This window comes from Rhodococcus rhodnii NBRC 100604 (assembly GCF_001894925.1).
GTDB classification, from domain to species: domain Bacteria; phylum Actinomycetota; class Actinomycetes; order Mycobacteriales; family Mycobacteriaceae; genus Rhodococcus_F; species Rhodococcus_F rhodnii.
Genome location: NZ_BCXD01000010.1, coordinates 101,616 through 113,805, shown reverse-complemented (window position 1 = coordinate 113,805; position 12,190 = coordinate 101,616). Strand labels below are relative to the sequence as shown.

Annotated in this window: 11 protein-coding genes and 2 tRNA genes; 9 read left to right on the top strand and 4 right to left on the bottom strand. The window is 70.2% G+C overall.

Annotated elements, in window-relative coordinates; translation table 11 throughout:
- The first annotated feature begins 1 nt into the window (after position 1).
- From ctaJ to dinB, 4 genes are all read left to right on the top strand, one after another.
- Positions 2 to 259 (top strand): aa3-type cytochrome oxidase subunit CtaJ, encoded by a 258-nt coding sequence (ctaJ, locus tag RR1_RS09325; protein ID WP_010838313.1) that lies wholly within the window; start codon positions 2 to 4, stop codon positions 257 to 259.
- The gene (locus tag RR1_RS09320; RefSeq protein WP_010838312.1) at positions 246 to 713 is read left to right on the top strand and encodes a DUF5130 domain-containing protein; all 468 of its coding nucleotides are present in this window, start codon (positions 246 to 248) and stop codon (positions 711 to 713) included. The genes ctaJ and RR1_RS09320 overlap by 14 nt, the downstream gene beginning before the upstream one ends.
- Positions 714 to 801: 88 nt before the next feature.
- Positions 802 to 2,073 carry a glycosyltransferase 87 family protein gene (locus RR1_RS09315; protein WP_238558996.1) on the top strand — a complete coding sequence of 424 codons (1,272 nt, stop codon included), beginning with the start codon at positions 802 to 804 and terminating at the stop codon, positions 2,071 to 2,073.
- A gap of 25 nt (positions 2,074 to 2,098) precedes the next feature.
- On the top strand, positions 2,099 to 3,295 hold the full coding sequence (gene dinB, locus RR1_RS09310; RefSeq protein WP_010838310.1) for a DNA polymerase IV: 1,197 nt from the start codon (positions 2,099 to 2,101) through the stop codon (positions 3,293 to 3,295).
- A 42-nt stretch (positions 3,296 to 3,337) separates the two neighbouring features.
- Here the strand turns inward: dinB and pepN are convergent, their stop codons facing one another.
- Positions 3,338 to 5,920: an aminopeptidase N gene (gene pepN, locus RR1_RS09305; RefSeq protein ID WP_010838309.1), complete on the bottom strand. Its 2,583-nt coding sequence runs from the start codon at positions 5,918 to 5,920 to the stop codon at positions 3,338 to 3,340.
- 168 nt (positions 5,921 to 6,088) lie between these two features.
- Here pepN and RR1_RS09300 point away from each other — a divergent pair, with 168 nt between their 5' ends.
- The gene (locus RR1_RS09300; protein WP_010838308.1) at positions 6,089 to 6,703 is read left to right on the top strand and encodes a DsbA family oxidoreductase; all 615 of its coding nucleotides are present in this window, start codon (positions 6,089 to 6,091) and stop codon (positions 6,701 to 6,703) included.
- Between the two features lie 3 nt (positions 6,704 to 6,706).
- Here the strand turns inward: RR1_RS09300 and RR1_RS09295 are convergent, their stop codons facing one another.
- Positions 6,707 to 7,660 carry a M48 family metallopeptidase gene (locus RR1_RS09295; protein WP_010838307.1) on the bottom strand — a complete coding sequence of 318 codons (954 nt, stop codon included), beginning with the start codon at positions 7,658 to 7,660 and terminating at the stop codon, positions 6,707 to 6,709.
- A gap of 86 nt (positions 7,661 to 7,746) precedes the next feature.
- Here RR1_RS09295 and RR1_RS09290 point away from each other — a divergent pair, with 86 nt between their 5' ends.
- Entirely contained in the window at positions 7,747 to 8,220 is a 474-nt protein-coding gene (locus tag RR1_RS09290) for a ribose-5-phosphate isomerase (RefSeq protein ID WP_010838306.1), read from the top strand.
- Position 8,221: 1 nt separating this feature from the next.
- Positions 8,222 to 9,016: an Fpg/Nei family DNA glycosylase gene (locus RR1_RS09285; protein ID WP_010838305.1), complete on the top strand. Its 795-nt coding sequence runs from the start codon at positions 8,222 to 8,224 to the stop codon at positions 9,014 to 9,016.
- Positions 9,017 to 9,099: 83 nt separating this feature from the next.
- Here RR1_RS09285 and RR1_RS09280 read toward each other — a convergent pair whose 3' ends face one another.
- A complete protein-coding gene (locus tag RR1_RS09280; RefSeq protein ID WP_010838304.1) occupies positions 9,100 to 9,882 on the bottom strand; it encodes a hypothetical protein in 783 nt (260 codons plus the stop codon).
- A 230-nt stretch (positions 9,883 to 10,112) separates the two neighbouring features.
- Positions 10,113 to 10,186, bottom strand: a tRNA-Gly gene (locus RR1_RS09275).
- A 145-nt stretch (positions 10,187 to 10,331) separates the two neighbouring features.
- Between RR1_RS09275 and RR1_RS09270 the strand changes: the two genes are divergently transcribed.
- A tRNA-Pro gene (locus RR1_RS09270) sits at positions 10,332 to 10,408 on the top strand.
- Between the two features lie 144 nt (positions 10,409 to 10,552).
- The gene (tig, locus tag RR1_RS09265) at positions 10,553 to 11,941 is read left to right on the top strand and encodes a trigger factor (protein ID WP_010838303.1); all 1,389 of its coding nucleotides are present in this window, start codon (positions 10,553 to 10,555) and stop codon (positions 11,939 to 11,941) included.
- The last annotated feature ends 249 nt before the right edge of the window (positions 11,942 to 12,190 follow it).

Here is a 12,190-nt window from a genome sequence, read left to right as displayed (position 1 = left end):
CGTGAGCATTCTCGAGACAGTGCTGATTTTCGTCGGCATCCCGCTGCTGATCACGCTCGTGATCGCGGTGCTGTCGATGTCGCTGGGAAAGAAGACGGTCGGTGCCGTCCCGAAGCCGTATCGGCTCGACACGCCCTGGACCCACGGTCCGGTGCTGTGGTCGGCGGTGGACGAGACCGTCACGCGTCACCACGGCGGACATCACGCCGTGGAGTCCGGCGCCGAACTGATCGGAGGGTCCAGCAGTGGTAAGTGGTGATCCCGCGGTCCGGGACCGTGATCTCCCGACCGGGTTCGTGGTGACCTCGAGCGGACGCGTGTCCGGTGTGCACCGGATCGGCGAGCCCTACCTCGACGATCTGCCGTTCACGACCGATCAGCTCGTCCGGCTCGACGAGGCGCTCACGGACGCGACGCGCAAGTCGCTCGTCCGCTACAACATCTACATCGGCGACTTCGGTGTCGATCCCGCAGCAGGTGCGGACGCCCTGTTCGGGACGACCCCGGACGCTGCGCACTCCGTGCTCATCGCGGTGCTGCCCAATCAGCGCTCGATCGAGATCCGCACCGGGCGTGCCGTCGCCGGTCGCGTCACTGAGCGGATCACGCAGCTCGGTGTCACGGCAGCTCTCTCCTCCTTCCGTGAAGGTGATCTGATCGACGGCCTCGTGAGCGCACTGCGCGTCATGACGGCGGCGATCACCCAGAACTAGGGCAACTCCGTCCGTGGGGGATACAGCGAGGCGCGGGGACACGGCCCGGCCGATGCGGAGCCTGCCGAGACTCGGCAGGCTCCGCATCGTGCTGTTCGCAGCATGGGCGGTCGCCGCGATCGTCCTCGTCGTGGCGCTCGTTCCCGTCCACTACCACGAGATCGGGATCCTCGCGGGCGGCGCCGATCTGTGGGTCTACCGGGACGGCGGTTGGCGCGCCCTCCACGGGATGCCGATCTACGGAGTCCCCGTCGTGCTCGGCCTGCTGTACACCTACACCCCGTTCTCGACGCTCGTCTTCGTTCCCCTCCAGGCGATTCCCGGCGGCGTCGTCACCGAACTCTGGATGGGCGTCAACGTCCTGGTTCTCGTCGCGTGCATCGCGCTCGCGTGGCGGCTCGCGGGATACCGGCTCTCGCCGCGGCTGCTCGCCGTGTCGTTCGCGATGGGCCTCGGCTGCACGTTCCTCGAACCGGTCCGCACCACCTTGTTCTACGGCCAGATCAACCTGTGGCTCATGCTCGCCGTGCTGTGGGACGTCTCGCGCGGCCGGAACAGCCGGCTCGCGGGAATCGGGATCGGGCTCGCCGCCGCCGTCAAGCTCACGCCGCTCTACTTCGTCGCGTACTACCTCGTGCTGCGACGGTGGCGCGCCGCGGCGGTCGCGACGGGGACCTTCGCCGCGACCATCGCCCTCGCGTGGGCAGTCCTGCCCGGCGAGTCGCACCGGTACTGGACGCGCACCTTCTTCGATTCCAACCGGATCGCGGACGACGAGCACCCGTCGAACCAGTCGCTGCGCGGCATGATCGCGCACCTGACGGGCGGGCCCGGCCCGATCTGGGTGTGGCTGCTCGGTTCGGCCGTCGTCGTCGCCGGGAGCATGGCGCTCGTCTTCGCGCTGGAGCGGCGCGGTGAACGCCTCCTCGGCGTGACGCTCGCCGGGCTCACCGCCGCCGTCGTGTCGCCGTTCTCGTGGAGTCACCACTGGGTGTGGCTCGTTCCGCTGACGGTCGTCCTCGTCGAGCGCGCGCTCGTCCGGGGACGGTGGTGGTGGGGCGTGCTCGGGGTGTTCGCCGTGGCGGGAGCCTGGCCGTTCCACTGGGGTGACGGCCCGATCGTCGTCGGGCTGTTCCTCTATCCGCCGAGCTGGCCCACGGCGTGGCTGCACGTCAACGTCTATCTCTGGCTGTACATCGCCGTCGTCGCCGCGGTGGCGGGCCGGCTCGTGCGCGAACGACGCCGGGCTCGCGTGGCATCGGCCACAGCCGTGCCGAGCGATGCCCGGCAGCCGGTGGCCGAGTCGCGTGACCCCGAGCCGAGGTCCGATCCTGCGCCGGAGCCCGAACCGGCTCCCTGATCCTGTCGGTGGCGAATGCGAACATGTGTTCGTGTCGATTCTCCACGCCGACCTCGACGCGTTCTACGCCTCGGTCGAACAACGCGACGACCCCCGGCTGCGGGGCCGTCCGGTCGTCGTCGGGGGCGGAGTGGTCCTCGCCGCGAGTTACGAGGCGAAGGCCCGCGGGGTCAGGACGGCGTCGAGCGCCGCCGAGGCGAGGCGGCGATGCCCGGGCGCGATCGTGGTTCCGCCGCGGATGGCCGCCTACTCCGAGGCGAGCGCCGCGGTGTTCGCGATCTTCCGCGACACCACGCCCGTGGTCGAGGGAATCTCGATCGACGAGGCGTTCCTCGACGTCGGCGGGCTCGCGAGGTCGGCGGGTACGCCCGAGCACATCGCCCACGCGTTGCGACGCCGGGTCGCTCGCGAAGTGGGGCTGCCCATCACGGTCGGGATCGCGGAGACGAAGTTCCTCGCCAAGGTCGCGAGTGCCGTCGCGAAGCCCGACGGGCTGCTGTCGGTGCCGGCGGGCGGCGAGCTCGCCTTCCTGCATCCGCTGCCCGTCGAACGGTTGTGGGGTGTCGGCGCTGTGACGTCGGCGAAACTCCACGGGCTGGGTGTGCACACGGTCGGGGAGCTCGCGGCGATCGACGAGGACCGGCTCGCCTTCACGCTCGGGCGCGGTGCGGCACGCCACCTGAACGCGCTCGCGTGGGCTCGCGACCCGAGGCGCGTCGAGACGGGACGCCGCCGTCGGTCGATCGGTGCACAGCATGCGCTGGGCAGGCGTCCGCTCGACCACGACGAGGTCGACGCCCACCTCGCCGGCCTCGTCGAGCGCACGGCGGCACGCCTGCGGCGCGCCGATCGCCGCTGCCGCACCGTCGTACTGCGATTGCGCTTCGGCGACTACACCCGAGCGACGCGCTCGCGGACCCTGCCGCACTCGACCACCGACACCGAACTGATCCTCGCGACGGCGCGCGCCCTGCTCACGGAGGCGAGCGGGCTGGTGTCGGTGCGCGGGCTCACGCTGATCGGCGTCTCGCTCACCGGGCTCGAGCTGCGTCCCGAACAGCTCGAACTCCCTCTCTTCGACGGCGAACAGCAAGCGCGGACACGGGAGCAGCTCGACGGCACGCTCGACGAACTCCGGGCGAGGTTCGGCAGGGCAGCCGTCACGCGCGGGGCGCTGCTCGGCCGCCGCGGCGGGGTCGAGGTGCCGCTGCTGCCCGACTGAGCGGTCGCAGCGGCACCTCGGCCGGGCGCGTTCACGCCACCGTCAGCGTGCGTCGAACTCCCGTGCGGCGAGGGAGCGCACGACACCGGCGCGGCCTTCCACGACGAGGCGGCGCAGCGCGGGCGGTACGTCGCCGTCCAGGAACCGATCGGCCGCGGCGACGGCCTCGTGATCGATCGCCCACGACGGGTACAGCCCGATCACCACGGTCTGTGCGACCTCGCTCGACCGCCGTTCCCAGACCCCGGAGATGTCGGCGAAGTAGCGGTCGACGTACGGCGAGAGCAACTCGTCCTGGCCGCGACCGACGAATCCGCCGATGATCGACCTCGCGGTGATGTTGGGAACGCTGTCGTCGTGGACGACCCGCTGCCATGTGCTCTCCTTGACGTCCGCCTGCGGACGCGCCGCCCGCGCCGCGGCGGCGTGCCGGGCGCCCGCGGCCGTGCGGTCCCGCTGCTCCTCGGCGTCGATACGCGGCGACTCCGTGCCGTCGGCGTCGATCACCCCGGCGCCCGCGAGCGCGACCACGATCCGCCACCGCAGATCCGCGTCGACCGCGAGGCCCGGAAGCCCCGCGTCGGCGGGATCGCCGTCGAGGAGCGAGGCGAGGACGTCGGTGTGGCGCTCCGCGAGCTGCGAGGCCGCGAGCGAGTTGACGAACGCGAGCTGGTGATCCGAGCCCGGCGCGGCGTCGCGCGCGAGTTCGAGGAGCCTGTCGGCGAAGCCGGGCGCGCCTGTCGTCTCGGCCCAGTCGGGATCGGCGTAGCTGCTCAGTGCCGTCTGTGCCTGCAGCAGAATGCGCTGCACCACACCGACTTCGGTCTCCGCGGCGATGCCGCGCTCGACGAGGGCGACGAAGTCGCGGGCGCGGAACTCCGCCTGCCGCGTCATCTCCCATGCCGCCGACCACACGAGTGTGCGGGGGAGCGGGTCGGCGATGTCGCCGACCCGCTCGATGGCCGTCTCCTGTGAAAGCGGGTCGAGCCGCACCGAGCAGTACGTCAGATCGTCGTCGTTGACGAGGACGAGCAGCCCGCGCGGGACTCCCACGAGCTCGGGGATCTCGGTGCGTTCGGCGGCCTCGAGATCGACCTCGACCCGATGCGTGCGGACCAGCGAACCCGAGCCGTCGTCGTCGTACACGCCGATCGCCAACCGGTGCACCCGATGCTCGCCGGCGCCGGGCTCGGCACCGCTCTGCTCGACCGCGAACCGCGTGAACGCACCCTGGTCGTCGACGTCGAAATCGGGCCGCAGCGTGTTGAGGCCGGTCGTCTTGAGCCACTGCGCACCCCACTGCGAGAGGTCACGACCCGAGGACTCCTCGAGCGCCGACAGCAGGTCGTCGAACGTCGCGTTGCCGAAGGCGTGCTCCGCGAAGTAGGCGCGCAGCCCGGCGAGGAAGGCGTCGAGTCCGACGTACGCCACGAGCTGCTTGAGGACGCTCGCGCCCTTCGCGTACGTGATGCCGTCGAAGTTCACCTCGACGGCGGCGAGATCGGGGATGTCCGCGGCGACGGGGTGCGTCGACGGCAGCTGATCCTGCCGGTACGCCCACGACTTCTCGACGTTCGCGAAGGTCGTCCACGCGTTGGTGTACTCCGTCGCCTCGGCCTGGCACAGCACCGACGCGAACGTCGCGAACGACTCGTTGAGCCACAGGTCGTCCCACCAGCGCATCGTGACGAGATCGCCGAACCACATGTGCGCCATCTCGTGCAGCACGGTCTCGGCACGCCGCTCGTAGGAGTACCGCGTCACCTTGGACCGGAAGACGTAGTCCTCGAGGAAGGTCACCGCACCCGCGTTCTCCATCGCGCCCGCGTTGAACTCGGGTACGAACAGCTGGTCGTACTTGCCGAAGGCGTACGGCACGCCGAAGTTGCGGTGATAGAAGCCGAAGCCCTGCTTGGTCTCGGTGAACAACCGCTCGGCGTCCATGTACTCGGCGAGCGAGCGCCGGCAGTACAGGCCCAGCGGAATCGCCCCGTGCTCGTCGGTGTAGGCGTCCGTCCACTCCGCGTACGGGCCGGCGACGAGCGCGACGAGATAGGTGCTCATCAGGGGCGTCGTGCGGAAGCGGTGCACGCCAGGTTCGGCGGCGACCGTGTTCACGACAGCCGAATTGGACACGACCGTCCAGTCCTCGGGGGCCGTCACGGTGAGTGTGTAGGTCGCCTTGAGGTCGGGCTGGTCGAAGCACGCGAACATCCGCTTCGCGTCGGCCGTCTCGAACTGCGTGTAGAGGTAGACGGCGTCGTCCGCGGGATCGACGAAGCGGTGGAGGCCCTCACCCGTGTGCGAGTACACGCAGTCCGCGTCGATCTCGAGTTCGTTGTGCTCGGCGAGGGACGGCAGCGTGATGCCGGTCTGCTCGTCGTACCCGCCGGTGTCGAGCGGCTCGCCGTTGAGGGTCGCCGACCGGATGCGGCCGGCCATGATGTCGACGTACGTGGTGGCCCCCGCGACGCCGTCGAACCGGACGACGGTGCGCGAGCGGAACGTCGTCTCGCCGGGTGCACCCGCGCCGTCGGTGAGGTCGAGCTCGATCGCGTACTCGAGGTTCGACAGCAGCGCGGCGCGCTCGGCTGCCTGATCACGCGTGAGATTGGGCGGGGCCACGGATTCTCCTAGTGTCGGCGGACTGCTCGGTGCTCACCATCCCATCACGCCGGGCCCGTCCGTCACGAGCACACTCGCCACCGCGGCCGGACGGGCGCGCGAGAGCCGCGCGAACTAGGTTCGGACGAGGCGGCACATCGCCGCGAATCGACTGCAAGGAGTGCCATCGTGACCGAGAACGGGCGTGACCGCGTGGATTTCTGGTTCGATCCGCTGTGCCCGTGGTGCTGGATCACCTCCCGCTGGATCCTCGAGGCCGAGAAGGTCCGCGACATCGACGTCGCCTTCCACGTCATGAGTCTCGCCGTGCTCAACGAGGGACGCGATCTGCCCGACGAGTACCGCGCGCTGATGGACAACGCGTGGGGACCTGTCCGGGTCGCGATCGCGGCGGCCCGCGAACGCGGCGACGAGATCCTGTCGCCGCTCTACACCGCGATGGGCACCGAGATCCACGATCGGGGGAACAAGGACTTCGCCGACGTCGCCGTGCGGGCGCTCGGTGAGGTCGGGCTGCCGCTGGAGCTCGCCGAGGCGGCGCAGTCGGGCGAGTACGACGCCGAGCTGCGTCGCAGCCATCACGAAGGGATGGACAAGGTGGGCGACGACGTCGGCACCCCCACCATCCACGTCAACGGTGTCGCGTTCTTCGGGCCCGTCCTCTCGCGCATTCCCCGCGGGGAGGACGCCGGCCGGGTGTGGGACGGGACCGTCGCGCTCGCGAGCTACCCGCACTTCTTCGAGCTCAAGCGCACCCGCACCGAGGACCCCGAGTTCGGCTGACGGTCAGGCGATCTCGGCGCCGGAACGCCACACGACGGGATCGGCGACCGTCGTCGACGGCTTGCGGAACAACCGGCCGTGACGCGACCGGTCGCGCAGGGCGGACGCACGCCACGTGAGGACGGGGTGGCTCGACAGGAGATTGACGAGCCACGGGAAGAACCCGCGCTCGAAGGCCGCGCGGTCGGCGAGTTCGTCGAAGCCGACCGTCCCGACGAGGTACTTTCCGGCGCCGAGGACGCCCATCGTGCTGCGCGCGCCCGTACTGCGGACGCAGTAGCCGTGGTTGTCGGCGGTGTACTCCATCGACCGCGACAGTGCCGCGCCGAGGATCGGGACGTACTGCGCCGCGAACTGGCCGACCTGACGCCAGTACGACGCGTGCCCCGCCGCGATGTGGCCCACCTCGTGCCCGATCACGAAGGCGAGTGCGTCCGGCTCCCGCGCCTGTCCGCCCACCTCGAAGAGGTCGCTCGTGACCACGACGAAGCGCCGGAACCCGTGCCCCGACGCGAACGCGTTGATCTGGCCGTTGCCCAGCACGACGTACGCGTCGGGGACGTAGCGCATCCCCAGCCGCTGCGCGGCCTCGCGGACGAGCGCGTGGCCTTCGGGGAACTGCGTCGGCGACATCCGGATCCCGTTGACCTGCTGGGAGCCGTAGGTCTGACCGCGGACGATCGCGATCGCGATCGGCGCACCGAGCAGGACGACGACCCACGTCGACAGCTCCCCGGCCGCGATCATCCCGATCGCGGTCGTGTAGGCGATCGCCATGACGAGCACCGCGACGACGAGCAGCGGAATCTCCCACGGATGACGCACCGGCCGCCCTCCGGACGACAGGCCGGGAAGCGCGGGCCGGTACTGCCACGTGGTGTGCGACGCCGTGTAGGGCGCGGTGGGAGGTCGGGGTACGTCGTCGGGGCCGTCTCGGAACGGACGCGGCGGATGCATGCCGTCCAGCCTAGAAGCGGTGGTGGTCGGAGCGCCCCGAGCACCCTCGCTTCCCGCTCGACGTCCCGCCTGCCACAATCGACGACATGCGCGTATACCTCGGCGGCGACCACGCCGGATTCGAACTCAAGGCCGCCATCGTCACCCATCTCACCGACACCGGGCACGAGCCGATCGACGTCGGCGCCCTCGACTACGATGCCGACGACGACTACCCCGCCTTCTGCATCGAGGCGGCGCGGCGCGTCGTCGCGGACGAGGGCAGCCTCGGCATCGTGCTCGGCGGCAGCGGCAACGGCGAGCAGATCGCCGCGAACAAGGTGAAGGGCGCGCGGTGTGCGCTCGCGTGGAGCGTCGAGACCGCGCAGCTCGCCCGTGAGCACAACAACGCCCAGCTGATCGGCATCGGCGGCCGGATGCACACGACGGAGGAGGCGCTCGCGATCGTCGACGCCTTCCTCACCGCGCAGTGGTCCGAGGCTCCGCGTCACCAGCGTCGTATCGACATCCTCTCGGCCTACGAGGAAACCGGCGTCGCGCCGGAACTCCCCGCTTCCTGAGGTGCCCGAGGGTCACACCCTTCACCGGCTCGCCCGCCTGCACCAGAGCAGCTTCGCGGGCGAGCCGGTTCGCGTGTCGAGCCCGCAGGGCCGCTTCGCCGACGGTGCCGCGGCCGTCGACGGGCGGGTGTTCCTCGGTGCCGAGGCGTGGGGGAAGCATCTGCTGCACCGCTACGAGGGCGACCTCGCGGTGCACGTCCATCTCGGGCTGTACGGCGCGTTCACCGAGTTCGCGCTGCCGGCGCCGGAGCCGGTGGGGCAGGTGCGGATGCGCCTGATCGGGGCGCACACCGGGACCGATCTCCGGGGCCCGACGGCGTGCGAGGTGCTCACGCCGCCCGAGGTCGACGCGATCGAGGCGCGGCTCGGGCCGGACCCGCTCCGCGCCGATGCGGACCCCGAGCGCGCGTGGGCGCGGATCTCACGGTCGGCGATGCCGATCGGCGCGCTGCTGCTCGATCAGGCCGTCGTCGCGGGTATCGGCAACGTCTACCGCGCCGAGGTGCTGTTCCGGCACGGCATCGATCCGCACACACCGGGCCGCCGCATCTCCCGTGAACAGTGGGACGCGATGTGGAACGACCTCGTCGCACTCATGGCGGTCGGAGTCGAGCACGGCGTGATGCACGTCGTGCGGCCCGAACACGACACGGGCGCGCCGTCGTACGCGGAGAACCGGCCGAGGACCTACGTCTACCGGCGCGTCGGTGACCCGTGCCGCGTGTGCGGTACGCGCGTGCTGCGCTCGGACATGAAGGGGCGCAACCTCTTCTGGTGCCCGGAGTGCCAGCGGTAGCTGCGCGGACTCGGTCCCGATACGACGAATCCCGCCGGTTCCCGAAGGACTCGGCGGGATTCGTGTGCGGGTGCCCGCGGGGGTCAGAAGTCGAATCCGCCGAAATCCATGTCGCCGCCCATGTCGCCGCCACCGAAGTCGCCGCCCATGTCGTCGCCACCACCCATGTCGTCGCCACCACCGAAGTCGTCGCCGCCGCCCATGTCACCGGCGTCGGAGCCGTCGCCCGCTCCGCTCTCGAACGCCTCGGCGTCGTAGGGAACGCCGGCCATCCCGGAGAACATCGCGGAGAAGAGGAACATCGAGCCCAGGCCCCACGCGCCTGCGACGAGCGCGGGCTTCCACCACGGCTCGGAGTACCAGCCGGCGGGAACGGGACGACCCGCGACCCGGCCGCCGGGGTAGTAGTTCGGGGTCTGCTGCGACGGGCTCGGCGACGCCTCGATCTGCCGTCCCTCGAAGTCGATCTTCCGGTCCTCGGTCACGCGTCCCGCGGCCTGCTGGCCGTCGAGCGTCGGGACCTCGGGGCCGGGGTCGATGCCCATCGCGACGCGCGCCGCGCGGATGTAGTAGAGGCCCTCGAGCGCGGTCTGCTTCGCGAGCCGTGCCTGCGTGGGGGAGTTCGCCTGCTCGATCTGCGAGCCTGCGGCCGTGTAGCGCTCCGAGGCGTCGGCGAGGGCCTGCTTGGACGCGGTGTCGGACCCGACCAGGTTGAACACCTGGCCACCGAGACGTTCGATCGCCTGGCGGGCGTCGGCCTTCGCGTCCTCGAGCGCACGCGCCTGATTGCCGGCACCGATCGATCGGTTGCGCTTCACGAGGACGGCGACCACCGCGATGATGGCGACGATCAGCAGCAGTTCCATGAGTGGGGGGCCTCCGGTTCGGCGGGGGAGAAAAGGTGCCGAGAGCGCAGCGATGCGCGCCGTCGAGCACGGCAATTCGGGCAACGCCCACAATACCGGAGTGCTCGATACCGGACAGTCGAGCGCGGCCCTCGTCCGACGGGTGGAGGCGGCACGACGAAGCCCGCCACCGTGAGGGTGACGGGCTCGGGAGGCGACTGTCGAGATGGTGCGCAGCTGCGCGGGAGGCGTGGAGGGGATGACGGGAATCGAACCCGCGTAATCAGTTTGGAAGACTGAGGCTCTACCATTGAGCTACATCCCCGTGCATACGGCGCGGGTGGGATCGCCATCTCGCCGTGTGCGTCACAGACTGTAGCCGACCCGGCTTTGGAATTCATAATCGGGGGGCCGTAGGATTCGCGGTCGGGTCGCCTGCGCCCGCCGCAGCGGCGAGCGTCGGCCGGCGACGGGATGTGGCGCAGCTTGGTAGCGCATCCGCTTTGGGAGCGGAGGGTCGCAGGTTCGAATCCTGTCATCCCGACCAGCGCAGGTCCGGCCCCGCAGCACAATGGGTCCGGAGCACAATGAGAACGACGGGTCGTCGGCCGGGATCGTCCCTGCGTGCCGGCGTCCGCAAGGCGCGCCGGGCAACGCCCGGCCCGAGAGAGTCCACGAGAAGGAGTCATCCGTGAAGAGCACCGTCGAGCAGTTGAGCCCGACGCGAGTCCGTATCAATGTCGAGGTGCCCTTCGAGGAGCTCAAGCCCGACTTCGACAAGGCCTACAAGGCCCTCGCTCAGCAGATCCGCCTGCCCGGCTTCCGTCCCGGCAAGGCTCCCGCGAAGCTCCTCGAGGCGCGGGTCGGCCGCGGCGCGGTGCTCGAGCAGGTCGTCAACGACGCGATCCCGGCCCGCTACAGCGAGGCCGTCGGCGCGAACGACGTCGCCCCGATCGGTCAGCCCGAGGTGGAGATCACCAAGATCGAGGACGGCGACGTCCTCGAGTTCGCGGCCGAGGTCGACGTTCGTCCGAAGATCGAGCTGCACGACTTCTCGTCGATCGCCGTCTCGGTCGATCCGATCGAGATCTCGGACGACGACGTCGAGGAGCAGATGCTGTCGCTGCGTCAGCGTTTCGGCACGCTGACCGGCGTCGATCGTCCCGTCCGGAACGGCGACTTCGTCTCGATCGACCTCGCGGCGACCGTCGACGGCGAGCCGGTGCCGGACGCGACGACCGAGGGCCTGTCGCACGAGGTCGGTTCGGGAACGCTCGTCGAGGGTCTCGACGAGGCGATCGTCGGCGTCTCCGAGGGCGAGGACAAGCAGTTCACGACGACGCTCGTCGCCGGTGAGCACGCGGGCAAGGAAGCCCTCGTCACCGTCACGGTGCAGTCGGTCAAGGAGCGCGAGCTTCCCGCCGAGGACGACGAGTTCGCGCAGCTCGCGAGCCAGTTCGACACGCTCGACGAGTTGAAGACCGATCTGCGTGAGCGGGTCGCCAACGTCAAGAAGGTCGAGCAGGCCGGCGCGATCCGCGACAAGGTGCTCGAAGCGCTGCTCGAGCAGACGGAGGTCCCGGCTCCCGAGGGCGCCGTCAAGGCCGAGGTCGACGCGGCGCTGCACGACGCGATCCACGGGCTCGACCACAGCGAGGAAGCGCTCGCCAAGGTCCTCGAGGAGCAGGGCTCGAGCCGTGAGGAGTTCGACGCCGAGGCGCGCGCGAACGCCGAACGTTCGGTGAAGACCCAGCTCCTGCTGGACGCGATCGCGGAGGAGAAGTCGGTCTCGGTCGGCCAGGAGGAGCTCACCGAGCGCATCCTGTTCCAGGCGCAGCAGTACGGCATGTCGCCCGACCAGTTCATCCAGCAGATCCAGCAGGCGAACCAGCTGCCCGCGATCTTCGCCGACGTGCGTCGCGGCAAGGCGCTGGCCGAGGTCGTCGAGGCCGCCACCGTCACCGACTCGGAGGGCAACACGATCGACACCGCCGAGATGTTCGGTACTGCGGGCGAGCAGGATTCGGACGACGTCGAGGGTGCGGCGGCCGATTCCGCTGAGGGCGAATCCAAGGAGTGATCGACGCAGGTGCTGGTCGGGCGCGCTTTCGCGGCGCCGGCCGGCACGAGCGTTGTCCGCTGTGAGCGAAGTGGGGCGGCACCGGGACTGCGGTGTCGCCCCACTTCGTTAGGGTCGATGACAGAAGCGATCGCGATGATCGAACGCGAGCTTTCGTCCGCCGGGCGACCGGCGAACCCCGAGAGGCTCTCCCGAAGAGCACAGTCCGAAGAGCACACAGAAGGCAGGTACCGTGACTTCCCACCTGGA

Bases quoted from the DNA above. Each gene is read 5' to 3' on its own strand.
- RR1_RS09295 (WP_010838307.1), bottom strand. From the start codon at position 7,660: ATGCATCCGCCGCGTCCGTTCCGAGACGGCCCCGACGACGTACCCCGA.
- RR1_RS09290 (WP_010838306.1), top strand. From the start codon at position 7,747: ATGCGCGTATACCTCGGCGGCGACCACGCCGGATTCGAACTCAAGGCC.
- RR1_RS09280 (WP_010838304.1), bottom strand. From the start codon at position 9,882: ATGGAACTGCTGCTGATCGTCGCCATCATCGCGGTGGTCGCCGTCCTC.